This is a genomic window from Gluconacetobacter liquefaciens (assembly GCF_003350405.1).
GTDB classification, from domain to species: Bacteria; Pseudomonadota; Alphaproteobacteria; order Acetobacterales; family Acetobacteraceae; genus Gluconacetobacter; species Gluconacetobacter liquefaciens.
Window position 1 is genome coordinate 81268 of the sequence record NZ_QQAW01000002.1, and the last position, 22515, is coordinate 103782.

General features: G+C 57.4%; 21 protein-coding genes and 2 pseudogenes. 16 read left to right on the forward strand and 7 right to left on the reverse strand.

Translation table 11 applies throughout. From position 1 onward, the window contains the following. Entirely contained in the window at positions 1-780 is a 780-nt protein-coding gene (locus C7453_RS18630; protein WP_141288935.1) for a TRADD-N-associated membrane domain-containing protein, read from the forward strand. A 496-nt stretch (positions 781-1276) separates the two neighbouring features. Further along, the gene (locus tag C7453_RS18635; RefSeq protein WP_141288937.1) at positions 1277-1786 is read left to right on the forward strand and encodes a hypothetical protein; all 510 of its coding nucleotides are present in this window, start codon (positions 1277-1279) and stop codon (positions 1784-1786) included. Between the two features lie 274 nt (positions 1787-2060). Here C7453_RS18635 and C7453_RS03670 read toward each other — a convergent pair whose 3' ends face one another. The 3 genes from C7453_RS03670 to C7453_RS03675 all read right to left on the reverse strand — a co-directional run bounded on the left by C7453_RS03670 (position 2061) and on the right by C7453_RS03675 (position 4343). Continuing rightward, positions 2061-3044, reverse strand: a complete 984-nt coding sequence (locus tag C7453_RS03670; RefSeq protein WP_114726206.1) for a toll/interleukin-1 receptor domain-containing protein — start codon at positions 3042-3044, stop codon at positions 2061-2063. Between the two features lie 286 nt (positions 3045-3330). After that, entirely contained in the window at positions 3331-3606 is a 276-nt protein-coding gene (locus C7453_RS18640) for a hypothetical protein (RefSeq protein ID WP_182977138.1), read from the reverse strand. Positions 3607-3953: 347 nt separating this feature from the next. Continuing rightward, positions 3954-4343 (reverse strand): hypothetical protein, encoded by a 390-nt coding sequence (locus tag C7453_RS03675; RefSeq protein WP_114726207.1) that lies wholly within the window; start codon positions 4341-4343, stop codon positions 3954-3956. Between the two features lie 303 nt (positions 4344-4646). Between C7453_RS03675 and C7453_RS19075 the strand changes: the two genes are divergently transcribed. After that, positions 4647-5861: an HNH endonuclease gene (locus tag C7453_RS19075; RefSeq protein ID WP_211311015.1), complete on the forward strand. Its 1215-nt coding sequence runs from the start codon at positions 4647-4649 to the stop codon at positions 5859-5861. 527 nt (positions 5862-6388) lie between these two features. After that, a complete protein-coding gene (locus tag C7453_RS03685; protein ID WP_114726208.1) occupies positions 6389-7102 on the forward strand; it encodes a hypothetical protein in 714 nt (237 codons plus the stop codon). 274 nt (positions 7103-7376) lie between these two features. On the opposite strand, the gene C7453_RS18645 is transcribed toward C7453_RS03685, so the two are convergent. The 3 genes from C7453_RS18645 to C7453_RS03695 form a co-directional block, all read right to left on the reverse strand. Next, positions 7377-8654 carry a HEPN/Toprim-associated domain-containing protein gene (locus C7453_RS18645; RefSeq protein WP_141288941.1) on the reverse strand — a complete coding sequence of 426 codons (1278 nt, stop codon included), beginning with the start codon at positions 8652-8654 and terminating at the stop codon, positions 7377-7379. A gap of 161 nt (positions 8655-8815) precedes the next feature. After that, on the reverse strand, positions 8816-9127 hold the full coding sequence (locus C7453_RS03690) for a CcdB family protein (RefSeq protein ID WP_114726209.1): 312 nt from the start codon (positions 9125-9127) through the stop codon (positions 8816-8818). A 4-nt stretch (positions 9128-9131) separates the two neighbouring features. Next, positions 9132-9401: a type II toxin-antitoxin system CcdA family antitoxin gene (locus C7453_RS03695; RefSeq protein WP_029605669.1), complete on the reverse strand. Its 270-nt coding sequence runs from the start codon at positions 9399-9401 to the stop codon at positions 9132-9134. 173 nt (positions 9402-9574) lie between these two features. Here C7453_RS03695 and C7453_RS03700 point away from each other — a divergent pair, with 173 nt between their 5' ends. The 12 genes and pseudogenes from C7453_RS03700 (at position 9575) to C7453_RS03755 (ending at position 21582) form a co-directional block, all read left to right on the forward strand. Beyond that, a complete protein-coding gene (locus C7453_RS03700) occupies positions 9575-11572 on the forward strand; it encodes a conjugal transfer protein TraG (protein ID WP_114726210.1) in 1998 nt (665 codons plus the stop codon). A gap of 7 nt (positions 11573-11579) precedes the next feature. Then, positions 11580-12011: a ribbon-helix-helix protein, CopG family gene (locus C7453_RS03705; protein ID WP_114726641.1), complete on the forward strand. Its 432-nt coding sequence runs from the start codon at positions 11580-11582 to the stop codon at positions 12009-12011. A gap of 148 nt (positions 12012-12159) precedes the next feature. After that, positions 12160-13164, forward strand: coding sequence for a P-type conjugative transfer ATPase TrbB (gene trbB / locus C7453_RS03710; protein ID WP_114726211.1), 1005 nt, complete (start codon positions 12160-12162; stop codon positions 13162-13164). Beyond that, complete coding sequence (locus tag C7453_RS03715) at positions 13161-13529, forward strand: TrbC/VirB2 family protein (RefSeq protein WP_174787978.1); 369 nt, start codon at positions 13161-13163, stop codon at positions 13527-13529. The genes trbB and C7453_RS03715 overlap by 4 nt, the downstream gene beginning before the upstream one ends. Beyond that, positions 13529-13807: a VirB3 family type IV secretion system protein gene (locus C7453_RS03720; RefSeq protein WP_114726212.1), complete on the forward strand. Its 279-nt coding sequence runs from the start codon at positions 13529-13531 to the stop codon at positions 13805-13807. The genes C7453_RS03715 and C7453_RS03720 overlap by 1 nt, the downstream gene beginning before the upstream one ends. 13 nt (positions 13808-13820) lie before the next feature. Beyond that, a complete protein-coding gene (gene trbE, locus C7453_RS03725; protein ID WP_114726213.1) occupies positions 13821-16274 on the forward strand; it encodes a conjugal transfer protein TrbE in 2454 nt (817 codons plus the stop codon). Further along, positions 16271-17053, forward strand: coding sequence for a P-type conjugative transfer protein TrbJ (trbJ, locus tag C7453_RS03730; protein ID WP_114726214.1), 783 nt, complete (start codon positions 16271-16273; stop codon positions 17051-17053). The genes trbE and trbJ overlap by 4 nt, the downstream gene beginning before the upstream one ends. A 5-nt stretch (positions 17054-17058) precedes the next feature. Next, positions 17059-18475: pseudogene (trbL, locus tag C7453_RS03735) on the forward strand (P-type conjugative transfer protein TrbL). A gap of 5 nt (positions 18476-18480) precedes the next feature. Beyond that, positions 18481-19164: a conjugal transfer protein TrbF gene (gene trbF / locus C7453_RS03740; RefSeq protein ID WP_114726215.1), complete on the forward strand. Its 684-nt coding sequence runs from the start codon at positions 18481-18483 to the stop codon at positions 19162-19164. Further along, the gene (gene trbG / locus C7453_RS03745; protein WP_114726216.1) at positions 19161-20162 is read left to right on the forward strand and encodes a P-type conjugative transfer protein TrbG; all 1002 of its coding nucleotides are present in this window, start codon (positions 19161-19163) and stop codon (positions 20160-20162) included. Before trbF ends, trbG begins: the two co-directional genes overlap by 4 nt. Next, on the forward strand, positions 20159-21352 hold the full coding sequence (locus C7453_RS03750; protein WP_371858490.1) for a TrbI/VirB10 family protein: 1194 nt from the start codon (positions 20159-20161) through the stop codon (positions 21350-21352). Before trbG ends, C7453_RS03750 begins: the two co-directional genes overlap by 4 nt. Then, positions 21349-21582, forward strand: a complete 234-nt coding sequence (locus C7453_RS03755) for a DUF2274 domain-containing protein (protein ID WP_114726217.1) — start codon at positions 21349-21351, stop codon at positions 21580-21582. Before C7453_RS03750 ends, C7453_RS03755 begins: the two co-directional genes overlap by 4 nt. Positions 21583-21584: 2 nt before the next feature. Here C7453_RS03755 and C7453_RS03760 read toward each other — a convergent pair. Next, positions 21585-22501 (reverse strand): annotated as a pseudogene (locus tag C7453_RS03760) (LysR family transcriptional regulator). Positions 22502-22515: the final 14 nt, after the last annotated feature.

The window sequence follows — 22515 nt, forward strand, 5'->3', positions numbered from 1 at the left end:
TTGAAGCAAGCAGATAAAAAGAGGGAACGAGAACGAAAGCTTCTACTTCTGACACTTACACTGACAATGGCGGGAACTCTTGCGGGTGTTGTTGCATTGAGCTCTTTTTTCACACGAGAGACATTTTCCCGTGTGAGATCAGTTGACAATCCCCATAATCTTGCTGAATTAATTCCTGTGGTAGCCGCATTAATGGCAACTGCGGTTGTTATGATTACTGCTATTCCAATGCTGACTCGGCAAGAAAAAACGCAGAGTAGTAATAATGTTTCTTCTACGCCAAACAGAGAAGTCGAAGCAGGAACCAGCTCCCCTCTTATTGATGGAACTTCACCCACACCGTTCGAAGTTCAACAACTAGCTGGTTACTATTCCCAGACGCTTAGTCAATCCAGAATTAGTTTTTGGTTTAGCCTCATTTTCGCGGCAATCGGGTTCATGATCATCGTTGGTGGAGCAGCACTCTATACAGACGGTGGATTAACCGCATCAGCAATTAAAATAAGCAGTGGGATCGTAATTGACGGTGTCTCTGCCCTATTTTTTGTACAATCTCGGCGTTCTCAAGAAGCTATGTCAACTTTTTTTGAAAAACTACGTAATGATAGACAATTTGTTGAAGCCAGGGCGATTTGCAATGAAATATCAGACAATAGATCCAAAGATCATCTAAAAACAATTCTTGTTCTTCATTATTCAGGACTAGATGCGAAATCAGTAATAGAATCTCTGCCTGATCGAATATTGTGTCATGATCGCTCTAGTGGTAGAAATAATTAATAATAAAACACAATTTATATACACAATAAATACAAATGGTAGATAACCGCATTATTTGGTTGTATTGAAAATAACAAATACTTCTTCTCATAATAGGTAATTTATTTTATTATCTAGTTTAAGACAAGAATGTCTCTTGTATATTTTTCTTCCATTGGGCAGGCATTTGGTTTTTTCGGGGGACGGAAGCTCTGCTTGGATATCGCAATAATAGGAAGCTGACATTGCCTTTGCGTAAAATATTCTTTTGACGTACTATGTGCATGCTTAAAGATGCTGCTCAACTCTACGATATCAATTGAGTGCGCGGTAAGAACCGTGCTCATGAGGAGCGTATAATCAACATATCTGGTTGCTTTATACTGGACAGGCGATTAAGTTTCGCAATAGAATAAAAAAACCTATAAAAAATATAGGTTTTTTTATTTATTTTTGTTTAAAAAAAATCCCGTGGATGATATTTTAATAGCTCTAAAATAACAGAGAGATTAAATATATGACTAAGCCGGATTTTACTTATCAACACAGCGAATATGGTCTAAGCAAACTTAGAGGAAATGAAGTCCAGGAAGATTTTCATAGAGACGAGCATTATATCTCTTTGGAAATTACCGACTTCAAAACTATTCACAGGCTATCAGAAGGTCAAGTCGAGGTAATAGAAATTACCGGAAATTCGATTTTCACTAGCAAGGTTTTCGTATTAGATGGCTCATCTCTGTCTTCCGATTGCATCCTAACGATTAGATTAATCTGCTCAGGTGACAAGGAAAATAAAAATAAAGAAACAAGAGGGAATGTGAATGGAAAAAATATTTCTATAGATTTTGAACTACCTTACAGTCCATGGTATAATACACTGTTCTGTCTTCCAGATAAAACAGAAAAAATCACAATTAAAGCAAAATCACAATTGTATTATTCCCATAGAGAAAATTTTTCAATAATAATAAGAAATGATAATTTCAAAACAATATCTGTAACTGAAGTCGAAATTCACAGATAATATTGACTTTTCTACTCCGCATTTCTATCCCGTGACTGATCTTCCCCCACCATTTTACGGGATTGGTCATGGGATGTCCTAAACTCGGTCTTTTGACAGGAGGCTGGCGAGTATCGCCTTTCGGGAAATTATCATGACCGACATGGGGCATGGCTCTGGGAGATTGTACGTCCGGGATGTAGGCGATTACTGCCTGTGTCTGCTTGATTTCTGAAGTCGACCGGCCATTAGAGAAACCGGTGAAGGAAATGAGGCTCAGTTCTCAGCAAGTAGATCAATATCTTGCTGGACGCTGTAACGGCTCGATGAACATAGCCCAATATCTCTCAGCACCGCCTTCGAACGACAGTTTGCCATTGCCATTGCCATTCTGGTCGCGGGAACTCATACCGAGACATTTCAGATATAATGACTGTTCGTCGGCTTCTACCGTCATGTTTTCATTGAATGAATTGTTATAGCTCTCTGTGGAACAGGAATAAGCGATGCCGTTACCCAAATACGCACCGAGAGTAATCTTGCATTGGCAGACAATCTTGCCATCCCGATATGCGACTGCGGTGAATTGGTTCGCGTCAATCCTACGAAAAGTACCAGTAATGCCGGGATTACGCTTCTGCAGTTCCTCTAAGGAGCCTTCAAAGAATTTGGCAACAAAATCAAAGCCATCATGAAGAAAGCTGTCCTTGTCTTGGTCCGTGAATCTCTTGGTCACGCGCAGGTTGCTGGATCGAGGTAACGAGGACGCGGCCGTCTGAGCTGAAGGCCATACGGTCGCCATAAGCATTGGCGATTTGACCCCGGCCTTATCTCTAGATTGTGGCAATCGCTTCGTAGCTTCACGGACTGCCTTTGCTACTTCGAGAAAGGCGGAATCGATGTTGGGCCACGTCATTATGGGTTTGCCGTCGGTCGGGACGCCCAATAGTTTGCCGAACGGGGCCTCATGCCAGTCGCAGGGTCGAAGGATGACGGGGATGACGATTGCTTCGCCTGCCTCATGCCGCTGCATGGCACGCTTCATCTCGATGTTGTAGCAATAGTTCGACGCTAGAAAGTCTGCACTGACGAGAAGCAGGATGATATCGTCAGTTTCAATGTGCCAGTCGATTTGATGGTCGATTTCCTGTCCGGCTCCAATGCGCCGGTCATGCCAAGCGTTGATAATACCTTGGTGCTTCAGGACGGCCAGATGCTTTTCCAATTGATCGCGCAATGCTTCGTCTGCATGACAATACGAAAAAAACAGGCTCGCCATCCTTTGACCTCCAATTATATCAAATCCCCAGCTCAATACATAGTGCTCAGACAATCAGGTATAAAGTATGAAAACGATTTTTTCTGGGAAGACCTTGATGGCTATGGATCGGAATGCATTGATTGAAGTGGATTACACTGCCTGAGATGAAAGCGGACAGAAATTCAGTATCGACTTTCAAGTCCGCGTTTCTGCTTTTGGCAGCTACAAACATCAACTGTTCTTCGTTCATCAGTCTCATTTTAACGATGAGAGCTTTCTCGGTCTTCCATTGGAGAGAGCGTTTCTAGGCTTCTGGCACGTTTCTGAGGGCAAGAGTTCGATGATACTGCTCATTTAGATTATCTCTCGCTAAAAATGCTTCCTCACGAGTAGGATAGACATCTGCACGGGGATTACCTGCAAGTCCTGCAATTTGTCGGGGACGCCATTTTGTTGGAAGATCATTGTCTTCATAAAATTCGTGCAGATACCACTTCCCTGAAGCCGGTTCATAAACCGGCCACACAGCTAAAATATTTGCATAATCTCGCTTTTGTTTTCCCCACTTCTGCATAATCACACCTTTATCTTCTAATCACGATCTATTCAGGTTCTAGATCATAGAGTGCAGCCAAATTTTCAGTCATATCTATGACATCAGATGTCAGCTAATCGGCTCACTCGCAATATCTGCCAATGTCCTATATGCAGGCGTAAGCGGCCCAACCACTCTCCCTAGACTCTCCAGTACGACCTCGCTGTCGAACTCAGTCAAGCGAGATGCCAAAAGAACAAATCATCCCGTGGGCCGCTTTCGCTCAAATTTAGATGCGATTGTGTTACATCCAAAGGCTTACGGCAAAACAAACAGTAGCAATATCCAATCACCGGATACGACGTTGCGCCCACGCCTCTCTCATCACAAGTTTACTCTTCGTACCGCTGTTCGTGATACATGAGACGAGTCTCGCCTTTCAACTCAGCCGTCATGACGTGCATGTCTGGACGGATCGAGAAGGCTTGGGACTGATCCCACCAACGAGCGTGGACCAGCAACTCGAAACCATTCGGATCGCGATAGCTGTAGTCCCAGCTTTGGCTCATGCCCCTCGGCTTTTCCTTACCTTCCATGCCAGCCTTGGCTGCAGCCTCGGGCACGGCGTAGATGTTCTTTTCGGTCCAGGCTCGATCGATGATGGCGACAAAGCGATGATAAAGTTCGAGAGCAGTCGGCGCTGTCACAGCAAAGCTCCAATTCTCATACGCAAAGCCTTTTGCTGTGATACTAGCAATTCCGTATGCAAGCAATTCGCTCATCCGGAGTCCATGAACTGACGTCCGCATTTTGGCAGCCCCCGCCTCTAGGCAAGGCGGCTTGGGAGCGGCTGTTCTGTCCCAAGCGCGATCCATCGCCGTTCGCCTAACAATGTCGGCTTTCGGGCAACCACCATCACCACTTCTATGTCTGCCTCGAGGGCGTCTGCCGCCTGTCCGCTTCATATTCCTTGAGCGGCTAGGCCTTGCCCCTCGGTTGTGCCGAAGGAAGAAAAGTCCGAGGAATACAGTGGCGAGCCAAAGGAAGAACGGTATGTCGAGTGCATTTGAAGGGAGACCTATCACATGGGTAAGACGTCAGACTATCGCCGCGCAGATCAGGCGAGCTTCATCCGCGCCGTGTCGAACGACTTCAATGCCAGGCACGTCGCGCTTGGCGGTCAGCTCAATCCGCGTGGGCGCTTTGCCAACCAATCGTCATTTTTTGAGAAAGCCCATGTTCACCCAAGCGTAGATATAGGGACCAAAGGCGACATAGACGTCTCGATCTTTTTCTTTCCTGGCAGCGTTCCCGAAATGACCTTGGATTCTCTTAAGGGTGCAATGCAAGATGCGTTCACTGGTCAGGGTGTTCGGAGAAGGCGTAGGAATGGCGGCGTAGGACTGGTGCTTCCGATCGCCAGCTCTGGTGATTTTTCTTTGCCAGGACTAGTTGAACAGACATCGGACACCCTTGCGCGCCTCATTGAGATTGCACGGCCCATCATCGACACCGACGCTGCTCCTGAGGCGGTTGCCGCGACGGCAGGGCGGAACCCGCCCTGGTCGCGTGACGAACTCATCCTTGCCTTTGAGTTGTATGTGGCTATGAGAAAGTCTCTCCCAGGGCCTCGCTCTGTGTTTGTCATGGACCTCAGTAAGTTGTTGAATGGGTTCCATGCCGCTGTAGGGACAACTAGAAACGCCACACTCCGGAATTCGAACGGGGTAGCGATGAAACTACAAAACTTCCGCCGTTTTGAACCGAGTAGCGATGGAAGTGGCCCCAAAGGCCTCAAGGGCGGCAACCGGCTGGAAGAAGAGATCTGGCAGACGTATGAGGCTGATCCCGACAAATTGAAGGCAGTCGCAAACGCAATTCGAGCCGCAATCGCAGACAGCGTGGGTCAGGGACCGGACAAACTGGTCGACGTCCTACTAAACGAGGGTGAGGATGCCCCTGAAGGAAGGGTTTTGACTGTTCTGCATTTAACGCGCGAGCGTTCGCGTGCTCTAGTCGAGAGCAAGAAGGCTTGGGCGCTTAGGCGCTACGGCAGGCTAGTATGTGAGGGGTGTGAGTTCGACTTCTCAGCACACTACGGGGACAGAGGCCAAGGCTTCTTAGAATGTCATCACACGCGGCCGGTCCATACTATGGTCGAGGGCGATAGAACCAAGCTGGAGGATCTCGCACTCCTTTGTGCCAACTGCCACAGGATGGTGCACGCAAAACGGCCTTGGCTAACAGTTGCAGAACTGCAAAACCTCGTGCAGGCTATGCGCCTGAAACGGCAGCTTTAATCATTTTCTGCTACGTAGCAATCGAGCGGCTTACGACCGAACTCTGCCGCGCGAGGTCGTGATACTCATGTCCGCTATGCGGAAAGCTACTCACAGGCACATGTGCCTGCCATGAGGGCGACTGCCGCCTGTCTGCTTCTGTATCACTGAGCAGACAGGCAGAGATCATAGGGGGGAGCAGAAGGTCCGGTTTCGGATGGAAACTTGAAAAATCGGACATTCAAGACCGCGAAATAATTATAACTACAATTCCCACTCGATTGTTTATAGATATATAAATTTCATATTCACCAATCTATTATAAAGTAAAAAAACGACAATATCATGATTTATACGATACTTCGAACGAAAGGCCAGGAGACGCTTCCTTTACAGCTCAACAACAATTTGCCAGAATGCAGGTCGACGCTGGAAATATGGTCGGCTTTCGGACATTTCTGCCGTTCCCTCGCGACTTAGCGATCGGCAAGTTCACTCAATACCGGTCATTCATCACTCTGATCCGGCGGATAACTAGGAGCCAGTAATTGCCGAGCGATGTCGCCAAGTTCATGACCGATAAGACACGCGCAACAGAGCGCGAGCGGATCCTACATCTGACTGCGGCTAGGGATCTCAAGCTCTACGCTGCGAGTCACGGCGCGCGGCTCCTGATCACCGATCCGGAGCTCGATCTAGATGGCTACGACTTCGCGATGTCGAGCGAATTTGAATCAGTTTACGTCCAGAGCAAGGCGACGCTGAAGAAAGGTGGCGCTCGGTCCTGGGATGTACGAGCAGCGTTGCTCAAGCCATCATTCTACAACCGCGACCTGATACCCGCGCTCGACGGATACACTGCTTGGGGAATGGGAATCGGCGGAGATGGCGGTGTTCTCTTGCATGTTGTGGACCAAGAGGCTTCGAACTTGAAAGATCTACGGATCGAATATCGCTATCTTGATGTGTTCTGGCTCATTGCTGTTGCGATCGGCGCGACGATGAGGTCTGCCCGAAGCAGAAGCCGCGCCTTGGCTCTTCTCAGGCAGATTCGCGACGCTGAAACCAACGACAAGATTAAGCTGAAATTTGGCGATTTTGCGCGATTACCAAGCGTGGAGTCACTCGCGGCATTGCGTCTTCACATCGGTGTAAATAGCAACTGGGCCAGTATCGGGCGTTTCAAGAAGGAGCTGACCGATCCATCCCCCCTGCCAGAGCCTGTGCGACTTATCTGGCCGGGCATTCAGGCAGTGCTGTGACTTCGATGTGAACGCCGCATCGAAAAGGATCGTGTGAGCAAACGCCTCAAAACGCTCTCTGCACGACAGCCGAAGTTCAGTCGCAGCGTGAACGAATGACCGCTTCCAGGATTTAGAAGGGCCGCATCGAACGGCTGGAGCGAGGGCGATAGCAGAGAGTCTGGTCCCGGCACGGGAATGAAAAAAGGGAGAGGCATTTTTATGCATATTGAGCGGTTAATTTGTATGTTTCCTGCGGTCCAAATCAAACCGAAATATCCACGATCTTATTAGATCAGACGGGGAAAGAGATTTTCGCGGCTTCCTTGATTAGCGTGTCGAGTAAAATCTGTAGCTTTGCAGAATTGTAAGTTCCATCGCGGAATACTTCATCGGTCTGTTTATTGAAATGACGTGAATACGAGTCTTTGAACTCTAAAACTCCATGCCAGCCATCGACATTCTCTCCCCTCTTGTTCCATTTAATTTTTGGAGGTCCGTAATTTGGAAGGTTGAGGTCAAGATAGCATTCGATCGCCGCGGCGCGTCCATTGATGTCTGCTGAACTCTCCCCATCGGGACCGCAGACGGGGAAGGTGCTAAATTCATCTAAATCCGGCAATCGCATCGAGCGCATGTTGTTTGGTAGGCATAGACATTGGAGACGTTGGAAACCCTGCCTTCCTTCTACGTCATTGTCGAAAATAAAGAGAATTTTGTTTTGGATATCGATACGCATGAGCCCTTCGGCGAATTTTACGAGGCTACTCACACTCCAAAAATGATGTGTGTTCCTCACATCAACAAAATTAAAGAAATCGGCAATATCCGGATGAAAGATTGTGAGCGATCTTTTGATAATTGTCGTATCCGATGAACCCTCTGTCGCTATCAACACTTTCTGGGGTCGTCGTGCGTTCGGCTGAAAATCGTGAATGCTAGCCCAGCCGTTACTAACAAGAGGGCCAAATTCCCAGGATACTTCAATATCCAAATTCTCGGGATTAAGAGCGAAGACTTGTAGCATCGATTCGGCACTTAAGATGCAAATATATGATGAAAAATAGCTTCCTTCTGAGTAGTATAGATTATCCAATTGATCGCCAGGCAGTCGTGAAAAATCGTCAGCATATACGGCGAAGCGACCCTGTGCAGCTCTCTCCCAATCTTGTGTTTCGTCTTCGATATACTCGTCGCTCATTGAACTGATCGGATAGCGACAGGCAAGCAAGCAGAAATCTTCGAAAGTTAGGAAAGAACTCTCATTATCCCGCGGAGGTACCGCAGAACCGGCAATAACAGCCTCGTACTCCATTCGCGCAGTATCCAACGAATGGTTCAACAATTCTAGGCGTGGAACTATCCGACGCAATGTCCGTACGAATACCATCCCTGAAATTTCCCGATCTTCCTCCTTTTCAGGATTCTCAGAATTGTTGTCGTTATCTATCTCCTCAATTCTACGTTGAGTTTGATCTCCTTCCTGAAACAAATGCCCGAAATCAATGCCCATGTGGTTTTTGGCGTAGGACAGCGAGATCCCGCCAACCATCAGATTGATTTCCGTGCCCATGCTAGCCCTACTCGTTCTTCATCCGTCCACAGTTTTGCGCGAACATAATGACTTGTCGAGCGCCACGCAGGGCGATTTGTTCGTCGATGTCTGCTCTAAAGACCGAACGCATGAGTGCGTTTCGTCCACCATGAAGGGCGTAAGCGGAAGTTCCGCGCCCCTCACGCTCTGCTGACCAGTTCATCCAGCGCCCTGGTGATCATGTCCTGATCGCGTTCGGGCAGGACGCCGACGGCGGCTCCAAGCCGCGCGGCGGGGATAGTCGCCAGGTCGAACGGGTTGGCGAAGACCTCCTCTCCCTCAACATGGAGATGCGGCGTCAGTGAATGGTCCGGCGGCGCGCTGCCGGACCGTTTGACGAGCGGCATGACGACGCGGCCCAGGCTGCGGTCCAGACGATTGCTCTGGATCTGGACCACGAACGGGATATCCCGGTTCCGGCCAGGGTTTCGGTAGATCGTGAATTGCGGCATCGGATCAGAGCGTCGAGAATTCGTCGCTCAGGAAGCCGTGCCGCGCGTGCAGATCGTTCACCGCGTCGATCACGCCGTCGAGCTTGCGCTGTTCGTCCTCGCGTTGCTGGCGTGCGGATTGCAGGTAGTCGCCCAGTAGGGTCTCGACCGTCGCCGAAAGATTGGGCGTCACTTCCCGGACCTGCGCCAGCAGATCGGTGTTGAGCGACAGATTGACCGGGCGGCGGGGCGCGCTCCGGTCATAGGAAACGCCGAGGCTGGTGCGGCTGGGCATGATCCGACTCCTTATGCGCATATCGTGCGCACGATATGAGGATGCCGACGCCAGACCGCAACGCGCAAGTATTTTTTCGCTCCTGCCCCCTCCGGTACGATGGGTACCGGATCATGCTTGCACGCGGGAAAATCCCGGTTCTTCGCTGTCTCCCATGACAAGTGGAGGCATCGATGGACCAGCCGGGAACACGTATCCAGTGGGGGCAGGCGCTCGTGGTCCTGTCCATGATCGTGCTGTCGTGGTGGACGGCGACACAATGGACGGCCTGGGAACTGGCGTTCCAGCCGGAACTCGGCCGACCGTGGTTTATGGTCCTGCACCGCTGGCCGGTCTACGCTCCGCCGCTGTTTTTCTGGTGGTGGTATGAGTTCGATGCCTACGCACCTGCGGTCTTCGCGCGCGGCGCCTGGATCGCGGGTTCCGGTGGGGTGCTGGCCTTCGCAGCCGCCGTGGCGCTGTCCGTCCATCGCGCCCGTGAGGCGAAGCGCGCCGCGACCTATGGGTCTGCCCGCTGGGCCGAGGTCGCGGAAATCCGCGCGGCGGGGCTGCTGGGCGAGGACGGCGTCGTGCTGGGCCAATACCGCCGCAGCTATCTCCGGCATGACGGCCCCGAGCATGCTCTGATCTTCGCGCCGACACGCACCGGCAAGGGGGTGGGTATGGTCATTCCCACGCTCCTGACCTGGCCAGGCTCGGCCATTATCCATGACATCAAGGGCGAGAACTGGCAGATCACCGCAGGTTTCCGCGCAACTTTCGGGCGGGTGCTGCTGTTTGATCCCACCAATCTGGCGTCCTCGGCTTATAACCCGCTGCTGGAGGTTCGGCGCGGGGCGTCAGAGGTTCGTGACGTGCAGAACATCGCCGACATCCTGGTCGATCCCGAGGGATCGCTGGAGCGGCGCAACCATTGGGAGAAAACCTCCCATGCCCTGCTGGTCGGCGCGATCCTGCATGTGCTCTACGCCGAGGATGATAAGACCCTCGCCGGCGTAGCGAAATTCCTCTCCGACCCGAAGCGGTCGATCGAGGCGACCCTGTCCGCCATGATGCGGACACCGCATCTCGGGAAAGCGGGGCCACACCCTGTCGTAGCGTCGGCGGCGCGGGAACTGCTGAACAAGTCCGACAACGAGCGTTCGGGTGTGCTGTCCACCGCCATGTCGTTTCTCGGCCTCTATCGCGATCCGGTGGTGGCCACCGTGACCAGCCGCTGCGAATGGCGGATCAGTGATCTGCTGGAGGGTGAACAGCCTGTCTCCCTGTATTTCGTTATCCCGCCCTCGGACATCAGCCGTACCAAGCCGCTGATCCGCCTGATCCTCAACCAGATCGGGCGTCGCCTGACAGAGGATTTGTCAGGCCGCGCGGGGCGGCGTCGCCTGCTGCTGATGCTCGACGAGTTTCCCGCCCTCGGTCGACTGGACTTCTTCGAGAGCGCGCTGGCCTTCATGGCCGGCTACGGGATTAAGGCGTTCCTGATCGCCCAAAGCCTCAACCAGATCGACAAGGCGTACGGTCAGAACAACAGCATTCTCGACAACTGCCATGTCCGAGTATCCTTCGCCACGAACGATGAACGCACCGCGAAGCGCGTGTCAGACGGGCTGGGGGTGGCTACCGAGATACGGTCGCAGAAGAACTATGCCGGACACCGGCTGTCGCCCTGGCTCGGGCATCTCATGGTCTCGCGCCAGGAGAGCGCGCGCCCCCTGATGACGGTGGGCGAAGTCATGCAGCTTCCGGCGCGGGATGAGGTTGTTATGGTGGCGGGCTGTCCGCCGATCCGCGCGCGGAAGGCGCGGTATTTCCGGGACCGCCGCTTTGTCGAGCGCATCCTGCCGCCACCCGATCCGGCGCAACTGTCACGGCCGGTCCGGCCTGATGACTGGAGTGGCCGCGCGCTTCCTGCCACCCCGCCGCCGGAGAAAATGTCGCCGGCAGCACCCGACAAGCCCGACGATGCCGACAGCGATGAATCGCTCGGCACGGGGCGGAAATGGTCGCGCGAGCATGATTCGGCGGATGCTGGCCAGCGCAGGGCGCGCACCGCACCTGACCTGTTTGGTGAGGAACCGCCACAGGATCCAGAAGCGCGGGACCGCGCCGACCTGACGCGGATCGCCCGGCGGGCGGGACTCGATCGCGGCAACGATCTGGGGTTGTGAGGGCATGATGAGAACATCCCCGAAGAAGGCGCGGCTGTCGGTGTATCTGGAACCGAAACTGCTGGATGCCCTGACCGCGCACGCCGCGCGGCGCGATCTGTCCCTGTCTCTCGTGGCGGAAGCCGCCATCGCATCCTTCCTCTCGCCCGATGCCGATGAGCGGCGGGAAGCGGCAATGAGTCGCAGGCTGGACCGCCTTGACCGGCAGGTTGCCCGCATGGAGCGGGATCTCGGGATCTGCCTTGAGACGCTGGCTCTGTTCATCCGCTACTGGATGACGGTCAGCCCGCCCTTGCCGGAACCGGCCGCAGCCGCAGCGCGGGCACAGGGGGCGGAACGGTATGAGGCGTTCGTGGCTGCCCTTGGCCGACGACTCAGTCGGGGGCCATTTTTCCGGCAGGAGATCCCGGAGGATGTAACTCCCACATCGGAATCATGATGTCCGCAGCCAGCAAGTAAAAACCGCATCCGTTACGATCCTGTACGATCGCAGGAAAATGCTGTTGAAAACGGGAGAAAACAGCACTCTCTAATGATCCCCGTTGTCGTCCGGAGAGGCCGGATGATCCGTAAAAACGGGGATTCCCATGGCGGTTACATCGATTGAAAGTGGTGCCCGACAGCGTGGCATGTCCATGCTGCGCACGGCGATGGGACCGGCGATTGCCCGGCATCTCGCTGATCCCGCGATCGTCGAAGTGATGCTCAATCCTGATGGGCGGCTGTGGATCGATCGGCTGTCAGAGGGCATGGCCAACACTGGCGAAACCATCACGCCCGCCGATGCCGAACGCATCGTGCGTCTGGTGGCCCACCATGTCGGGGCGGAGGTGCATGAAGCGGCACCGCGCGTCTCGGCGGAACTGCCGACCGGAGAACGCTTCGAGGGACTATTGCCGCCTGTGGTGACGGCCCCGAGCTTCGCCATCCGCAAGCCTGCGGTCGCGGTGTTCACCCTCGATGACTATGTCGCTGCCGGAATCATGACGGAGGGGCAGGCGGTGTTTCTGCGCCGCGCTGTTGCGGAGCGGAAAAACATCCTGGTCGCCGGCGGGACATCGACCGGCAAGACGACGCTGGTCAACGCCCTTCTGGCCGAGGTTGCGAAAACCGATGACCGTGTCGTGCTGATTGAGGACACGCGCGAACTGCAATGCACGGCATCCAATCTTATCGCAATGCGAACAAAGGATGGTGTCGTGACCCTGTCCGAACTGGTGCGCTCTGCCCTGCGTCTGCGTCCCGACCGTATTCCGATCGGTGAGGTGCGTGGGGTCGAAGCACTCGATCTGGTCAAGGCATGGGGCACCGGCCATCCGGGTGGCATTGGCACGCTGCACGCCGGATCGGTACTGGCGGCCCTGTATCGTCTGGAACAGTTGATCCAGGAGGCGGTGGTCACGGTGCCACGCGCCATGATCGCCGAAACCATCGACGCCATCGCGGTCCTGTCCGGACGTGGCACGGCACGCCGCCTGTCCGAACTCGCCACCGTGGATGGCCTCGATCCCGTGACGGGCGCCTATCGCATCCGTCCGGTCAACCTCTCTTCTCCCGAAACATACAGCTCTGCCAATGGAGAGTCATCATGATTCCGCCTTCACGTCTGCGCGCCGTGGTGTGCGCTGTCGCACGTCCCGACCGGCATGTGCCGGATCTGCGTGTGTTCGGAACGTCCATGCTGCTGTCGCTTGTTTTCGCGTCATCGGCATGGGCGTCAGGATCCAGCATGCCGTGGGAAACGCCCCTGAACGAGATCCTGGAATCCGTGCAGGGGCCGGTGGCGAAGATCATCTCGGTCATCATCATCACCGTGACCGGCCTGACCCTGGCCTTCGGCGAAACATCGGGCGGGTTCCGTCGCCTGATCCAGATCGTCTTCGGACTCAGCATCGCTTTTGCAGCGTCCAGCTTCTTCCTCTCGTTCTTCAGCTTCTCGGGCGGAGCACTGATCTGATGGCGGGATATGACGATGACGCGGTGGCGGGCTTTCATGTCCCGGTGCATCGCTCGCTGACCGATCCCATCCTGCTGGGTGGGGCACCCCGTGCCGTCGCCATCGCCAATGGCACGCTGGCGGCAGCGATTGCCCTCGGTCTGCGGCTGTGGCTGATCGGGGCTGCCTTCTGGATCGTCGGCCATGGGCTCGCGGTCTGGGGGGGGGCGAAGCGCGACCCTTTCTTCATTGAGGTGGGGCGGCGGCACCTCCGCTATCCCGCCTGGCTGCGGGTATAGGGAGGGCAGGGCCATGATGTCCCTTGGCGAATATCGCAATCGTGCCGCGCTCCTATCTGATTTCCTCCCCTGGGCCGCGCTGGTCGAAAAAGGCGTTGTTCTGAACAAGGACGGTTCATTCCAGCGCACGGCAAAAATTCGTGGCCCTGATCTGGACAGCGCCACACCGGCCGAACTGGTGGGTGTGACGGGGCGGTTGAACAATGCGCTCCGCCGTCTGGGCTCTGGCTGGGCGGTGTTCGTGGAAGCGCAGCGCGTCCCGGCCACGCTCTATCCCGAGAGCGATTTTCCCGATGCTGCCAGTCAGATGGTCGACCTGGAACGTCGTGAGCAGTTCGAGGATGAAGGCGCGCATTTCGAAAGCCGGTATTTTCTCACCCTGGTCTGGCTGCCACCGGCGGAATCATCAGGTCGCGCCGAACGTTTTCTCTATGAAGGCAGGGAACGGGACGGTCCCGATCCGCACGGTATGCTCCATGCGTTCGTGGACCGCAGCGACAGGCTCCTGGCCCTGCTGGATGGTTTCATGCCCGAGGCCGTCTGGCTCGATGACGGTGAGATTCTGACCTACCTGCACAGCACCATTTCGACGCGGAACCAGCGTGTCCGGGTGCCGGAAATTCCCATGCATCTGGATGCCCTGCTGGTGGATCAACCGCTTTCGGGCGGTCTGGAACCAAAACTCGGCGATGCGTATCTGAAAACCCTGACGATCACTGGCTTCCCGTCGCGGACCTTCCCTGGAATTCTGGATGACCTGAACCGGCTGGCGATGCCCTATCGCTGGTCCACCCGTGCGATCCTGCTCGACAAGACGGACGCGACGAAGGTTCTGACGAAAATCCGTCGCCAGTGGTTCGCAAAGCGCAAGAGCATCGCGGCCATTGTCCGGGAGGTGATGACCAACGAGGCGTCTGTTCTGGTGGACAACGACGCCGCCAACAAGGCGGTCGATGCTGACCTGGCGCTCCAGTCGCTGGGTGCCGACGATGTCGGGCAGGCCTATATCACCGCGACCGTTACGGTCTGGGATGGTAGCGCTAGCATCGCGGCCGAAAAGCTCCGTCTCGTGGAAAAGATCATTCAGGGGCGGGACTTCACCTGCATGGCGGAAAGCCTGAACGCGGTGGAGGCGTGGCTGGGATCTCTGCCGGGGCATGTCTACGCCAATGTGCGTCAGCCCCCGGTCTCGACCCTGAATCTGGCGCACATGATCCCGCTTTCCGCCGTCTGGGCCGGGCCGGAGCAGGACGGGCATTTCAGGGCAGCGCCACTGTTCTATGGCAGGACCGCCGGAGCCACGCCATTCCGGTTTTCCCTGCATGTCGGCGATGTCGGCCACACGTTGATCGCGGGGCCGACTGGAGCCGGCAAATCTGTCCTGCTGGCGCTAATGGCGTTGCAGTTCCGCCGCTATGCGGGATCGCAGATTTTCGCCTTCGATTTTGGCGGTTCGATGCGGGCCGCGACGCTGGCGATGGGCGGTGACTGGCATGATCTCGGCGGTGGGCTGACAGACGCCGATCTGTCGGGAGAACAGGGTGGTAGTGTCTCGCTCCAGCCTCTGGCGTGGATTGATGACCCCGACGAACGCAAATGGGCCAGTGAATGGCTGGGGCAGATCTTTGTCCGTGAGAGCGTAACGCTCACCCCGGAGGTGAAGTCTCACCTCTGGTCGGCCTTGAATTCCCTTGCATCGTCGCCCAGCCATGAACGCACGATCTCAGGTCTGGTCGCGCTCCTCCAGTCCAACGTCCTGAAGCAGGCAATGGCGCCATACTGCCTCGGCGGTCCTTATGGCCGCCTGCTTGATGCCGATGCCGAGCGGCTGGGAGATGCCGATGTGGTGGTGTTCGAGACGGAGGGGCTGATCGGTTCTGGCGCAGCTTCTTCCGTGCTGTCCTACCTGTTCCACCGCATCGAAGGCCGTCTGGATGGCCGTCCGACCCTGCTGGTGATCGATGAGGGTTGGCTGGTGCTGGATGACGGCGATTTTGCCGGCCAGCTCCGGGAATGGCTGAAAACGCTGCGCAAGAAGAACGCCAGCGTCATCTTCGCCACGCAGTCCCTGTCGGATATTGCCAATTCGCCGATCGCCCCGGCGGTGGTGGAAAGCTGCCCCACGCGCATCTTCCTGCCCAATGAGCGGGCGATCGAGCCGCAGATCATGGCGCTTTATCGGGACTTCGGCCTGAACGACCGGCAGATTGCCATCATCGCCCGCTCGGCCTCGAAGCGGGAGTATTACTGCCAGACCCAGCGCGGCAACCGGCTGTTTGAACTTGGGCTCGGTCCTGTTGCCCTGGCGCTGTGCGCGGCCTCCGGCAAGGACGATCACCGGCTGATCGACAGTGTGCTGGCGGAACACGGGCCAGACGGCTTTCTCCCGGCTTGGTTCGAAGCACGCGGGGTTGCGTGGGCGGCCGACCTTCTGCGTGACGATCGCCGATCGGAGGGCGTGCCATGACGGAAAAATTTTTCCGCATCCGGGCAAAACTTTTCCGTCCTATGGGGCTGTTGGCATCCGTCATGGCCCTGGCTGTTGGTGCCGGCGTCAGTTCGGTGCAACCCGCCCACGCGCAATGGGCGGTTTATGATGGGGCCGCGCATGTCCAGACCGTGCTGATCGCGGCGCGGGAATTGCAGCAGATCGACAACCAGATCACGTCTCTCGCCAATCAGGCGCAGATGCTGGTCAATCAGGCGAAGGACCTCGCCCTGTTGCCCCTGTCGACATTGTCGACGCTGCAATCGACGATTTCCCAGACGACAGCCTTGCTCGCGCAGGCACAGAACATCGCTTATTCGGTGACCTCGGTCGAGCAGCAATACCAGCAGGCGTATACGTCGATTTCGTCGCGGATGTCCGACAGTGCCCTGTTCAGCCAGGCACAGACACGCTGGCAGAATTCCGTCGGTGGGTTTGAGGATGCCCTGAAACTTCAGGCGCGTGTGGTGGGAAATATCCCGAGCGACAGCTCGGCCATGACGCAACTGGTCTCGGCGAGCCAGAGTTCGGCCGGGGCCTTGCAGGCCGCACAGGCGGGAAACCAGCTTCTCGCCCTGCAATCCCGCCAGCTTTCGGACGTGGTCGCGGTTCTGTCCGCTAATGGCCGGGCCACCGATCTGGAGCGGGCGCGGCAGGCGGCCACCGAGGCGGAAAGTGCGGCGCAATACGAGCATTTTTCCCAATATGATGCCTATAGCCCGACTTCGGTTTCCATGTTTGGCAGCAGCGGGAACTGACGGTCATGGCCACTAACGACGTGGGCGTTATCGATACCTTTCTGAACACCTTCACCACCACCATTGATACCGGGTTTGGTCTGGTGAAGGGGAATGTGATCTCGCTGGCAGGCACTCTGTCGGTGCTGGACATTGCTCTTGCCGGCCTGTTCTGGGCGTGGGCGGCGGATGAGGACATCATCCAGCGTCTGGTGAAGAAGACCCTCTATATCGGCTTCTTCGCCTGGGTCATCAACGATTTCGATGCGCTCTCGAAGATCGTCTTTGACAGTTTCGCGGCCCTCGGTCTGAAGGTCGGCGGTGGCAGTCTGGCGCTTGGAGACTTCCTGCGGCCCGGCCGTCTGGCGTCCACGGGGTTTACGGCGGCGCAGCCGCTTTTGGACTCTGTTCACAATCTCCTCGGACCTGTCGCCTTCTTTACGAACTTTATCCAGATCTTCGTGCTGTGCCTGTCCTGGCTGATCGTGCTGGCGGCGTTCTTCATTCTGGCCGTCCAGCTCTTTGTCGCTCTGATCGAATTTAAGCTGACCACGCTGGCAGGGTTCGTGCTGATCCCGTTTGCCCTGTTCAACCGCACTGCCTTCCTCGCCGAGAAGGTGCTGGGTAATGTCGTCTCGTCAGGTGTGAAGATCATGGTGCTGGCGGCCATTTCCGCCATCGCGTCGGTTCTGTTCGCCCAGTTCACGACGTCCTATGGCAGCGATGTGCCGACCATTGGCCAGGCTGTCTCGGTTGTGCTGGCGTCGCTCGCGATCGTCGGTCTGTCCATCTATGGCGGCAGTATCGCCAATGGCCTGATCTCCGGTGCGCCCCAGCTTGGGGCTGGCGCGGCTGTCGGGACCGGCATGGCGGTTGGTGCCATGGGTGCTGCTGCTGCGGTCGGTGTCGGGGCTGTTGCTTCCGGTGGTGCCGCAGCCCTCGGTGCCACGGCGGCTGCCGCGCGGGGAGGGGCCGCGATCGCCGGGGCCGCCACGTCCGCCTATTCGGCCGGAGCCGCAGGCGCGTCTGGCGGCGCGGGCAGCATGGCCGCCGGGATCGGCGCCATGGGCCGGGCCGTCGGCGGGAATGTCGCGAATGCCGTCAAAGGGGCGGCCTCGCGTGCCGGTTCATCCCTTAAGGAAAGTTACGCCGCTGGTGGCCGCTGGGCGGCACGCGGGATGGGCGATGGAGAGGGCGACGAAGGCGGAGATAGCGGACCGGCACCTTCTGGTGGCGGTGGTCCTGCTGGAGAAGGGGGGGGGCGGCCCTACCGGTGAGGGTCCGTCTGGCGGAGATGGTGGCGGTTCCGGCGAACCGCCCCGCTGGGCTCAGAAGATGAAGCGCCGCAATGCCGCCGCCCATGCGGCCGAGGCCGCGCACGTCATCCGCTCCGCCGATGGCGGGGGCGGATCTTCCTCCATCGATCTGTCGGAAAAGGAATGAGGACGATGTTCCGTCGCTCGACCACACGCTACGGGACCACGCCCGAACCCGTGACACCGTATCAAAAGGCAGCGCAGGCGTGGGATGAACGGATCGGCTCTGCCCGCATCCAGGCCCGTAACTGGCGGTTCATGGCGTTCGGCTCCCTGTTTCTGTCCGCAGGCCTTGGCGTAGGGCTGGTCTGGCAATCCGCGCGCGGCACCATCACGCCGTGGGTGGTGCAGGTGGATCATCTGGGGCAGGCGCAGGTCGTGGCCCCCGCGACAGCGGGCTATATGCCTGCCGATCCGCAGATCGCCTGGTATCTGGCGCAGTTCGTCCACGACGTGCGCGCCCTGTCGTCGGACCCCGTGGTGGTCCGGCAGAACTGGCTCCGCGCCTATGATTTCACCACCACGTCAGGCGCGCAGGCCCTGAACGATTACGCGCGGCTGAACGATCCCTTTTCGCGGATCGGGCATGAGCAGGTCGAGGTGGACATCGCCTCGGTGATCCGGGCTTCGCCCGGCAGCTTTCGCGTCGCCTGGACCGAGCGGCATTACCGCGACGGGGCGTTTACCGGCACCGAACGCTGGACTGCCATCGTGTCGGTTGTTCTGCGCCCGCCCCGCGACGCCGATCATCTGAGGAAAAATCCCCTCGGCATCTACGTTTCCGCCATCAACTGGTCGAAGGAGCTGGGCCAATGATCCGTCGTGCTCTTCGTGTCCTGCCGCTGCTGATCCTGCCCCTGGCCGGTTGCGCGCAGCATTACCATCTGCCTGTCATCCACTACGATGACGCTGTTCAGGCCACGCGCCTGCCGGACCCACCGAAACCGGTGCGGGTGGTGGAAGTCCCCAGACTACTTCCCCTGCCGGGGCAACTCAAGCCGCTGCCCTCACGACGCGCGGTCCATACGGTCCCCGAAGTTGCCGACCCGACCGCGCGTGTGACGCAGGCCAATCTGGCGGCGCGCATCCAGCCGACGCGAGCCGGGTTCATCAACGCGGTGCAGGTCTATCCCTACAGCCCCGGCGCTCTCTATCAGGTCTATACCTCGCCAGGCGAGATCACCGACATTATGCTCCAGAAGGGTGAAAAGCTGGTCGGCACGGGGCCTGTGGCGGCAGGTGACACGGTGCGCTGGATCATCGGTGATACCGAAAGCGGGGCAGGGGCGACAAAACGCATCCATATCCTGGTCAAGCCGACCCGACCCGATCTCACCACCAATCTGATCGTCAATACGGACCGGCGGACCTATCTCGCCGAACTGCGCTCCACCTCGGCCACATACATGGCGTCCGTGTCCTGGGATTATCCCGAGGATGATCTGATCGCCCTGCATCGGCAGGACAGCGCGGCCGATGAGGCAGCGCCAGTGGATGCGGGGTTGAATCTCGACACGCTGAATTTCCGCTATGTCATCCAGCCGGTGAAAGGCGGGACACCGCCCTGGCTGCCGCTGCGGGCGTTTGACGATGGCCACAAGGTCTATATCGCGTTTCCGGGCGGGGTCGGGCAGGGCGAACTGCCCCCGCTTTTTGTGCTGGGGGCGGATGGTGGGCCGGAACTGGTCAATTACCGGGTCCGGCAGAACTGGATGATCGTGGATCGCCTATTTGCCGCCGCCGAACTGCGGCTCGGGGATAAACACAGCGAGCAGCGGGTGCGCATCGTCCGCACCGACGGGAGGCGGACATGACCGGGCAGGCGCCCACAATGGGCGAAAATCCAGCGGCTCCGGCCACCGGGGGAAACTCCGTGTCGCCACTGCCCGATCTGCGCTTGCGGGCGGAACGGCCGCGCGTCGTGCGTCTTAACCGCACCGTTGTCTGGGCGCTCGGTGGGGCAGGGATGCTCGCCATTGGTCTCGCACTTGGCTACGCGCTGGAGAACAGCAGCCACAAAGCGCCACCGGCTGCCACCCAGGACACGGATGTGCGCCCGTCGGCTGATGGGCTGGCGGGGCTGCCGTCCGATTATGTCGGCAACGGTGTGCCGAAGCTCGGTCCTGCTCTGCCCGGCGATCTGGGACACACCATTCTGAAGGCGCAGGGGCAGGGGAAAGTCGCATCAGGCGGGGAGGACCGCCGTGCCGCGCAGGAGGTCGAAGCGGCGGTTGCCAGCCGGCTGTTCGTGCAGACGGGGGAACGTGACCGCGCCGGCAAACAGGCGACGCTGCCCGCACCGGGCGCTCCTGCCTCTCAGGGGCGGGCGTCCACTACGACCGGACCACAGGCTGGAAACCTCGCCTTTCTGGAAGGGCAGCCCGATCGCGCGACGACCAGTCCGGACCGCATCGCGCCGCCTGCCTCGCCCTACGTCCTCCAGGCGGGCACGGTGATCGCTGGCGCGCTGAATACGAAAATCAGCTCCGACCTGCCCGGCCAGATCGTGGGCCATGTCACCCAGAACGTCTATGACAGCCCGACCGGGCGCTATCTTCTGATCCCGCAGGGTAGTACCCTGTTCGGGGCCTATAACAGCGGGATTTCCTTCGGACAGCAGCGTACCCAGATCATCTGGACGCGGCTGATCTTCCCCGATGGCGAGAGTCTGGTGCTGGAGAAGCTTCCCGGTGGCGATGCCATCGGCCAGTCCGGGCTGTCCGACGAGGTGAACAACCACTGGGGGCAATTGTTCAAAGCCGCCCTGGTGACGACTCTGCTCAGCGTCGGTTCGGAAGCGGGCACGTCATGGAACGAGAACAATCTGATGCAGGCCATCCGCAGCGGGGCCAGCAACGGGTTTTCCATGGTCGGCAACCGGCTGATCGACCGCAGTCTGAACGTCCAGCCGACTCTCACCGACCGGCCGGGGTTGCCTTTCACCGTCATTCTCGGCCGCGACCTGTTGCTCAAATCCTATCAGAACGGAGGAAATCCTCGATGACAGAGCTGAAGATCAGGGAAATCCCTGACGAGAAACCGGTGAAAATGACTGTGGCCTTACCAGCCGATCTTCATAGTGATCTGCTCGCTTATGCAGCACTTCTTTCCGGTAGCGATGGGGCGGTAGATCCAGCCCGGCTGGTCGCGCCCATGCTCCGGCAGTTCATGATGTCGGACAAGGCGTTCGCCAGGGCACGGAGAAAAGAAAAAGGAGTGTCATCGGGAAAGTAATTTTATGGTCTGCGGGTTTCGATGTATCGGGCGAAGCTCCCGGAACACGGATTTTCATTGTCGGGTCGCCAGACGATCCCGAATTCCAGGTGCGAGGAACCTCCCGCATCCCGGATTTCCGAGATCGCAACGTCATGCCCATGCTGGTCGCGGATCAGTGGCAGCCACGAGGCGGGCAGCAGTGCAACGCCTTCGTGGTTCTGGACGAGTGCGATGATTCTGTTGCTGCCGATATCATGACGCTGGATCTTTGGGCGGGTGCCGGTTTCCCCGAGCTTGCGCTGGATGAGTGCCTCGAAGTCCTGACCCGCGTTGTCGCGTCCGATCAGGAATATTTCATGACGCAGGTCCGCCCAAGACACTTCCGGTTGTGATGCGAGAGGATGACCGGTGGGGGGAGTGCGGCTACGATGCGGTCGCTCCACAGAGGCGTGACGCGCAAAGCGGGCGCCAAGTTGCGTCGAGTGACCACGGCGAAATCGATTTGCCCGCGCTGGAGGCGCCGTAGCAGTCTTTTGCCAGTGCCTTCGGAATAGCGGAAGACGATATCGGGATGTGTGGCGCGGAACTCCGCCGTGAAGGCCGAGAGTCGTCCAGGCAGGACGCAGGTCTGGATGCCGATCAAGATCTGGCCGTTCTCGCCTTTGCCCGTTCGCTGTGCGCGAGTGTTTATGGCGGCCACGTTGTCCAGGATCGTCTGGGTCCAGCGGATGAATTCCCGGCCGAACGCAGTTGGTGCAGCACCGGCCGGAGAGCGGGTGAACAGCCTGACATTTAGCCGCTCCTCCAGGTTGTGCAGGGACCGGCTGACGGCGGATTGTCGGGTGTTCAGAAAACGCGCCGCGCCGTGGATACTGCCGTGCTCGGCGATTGCGCGCACGCACAGCAGTTGCCACAGATCGAATGGCGGGCGCCGCATGGCCTGTAACAGAA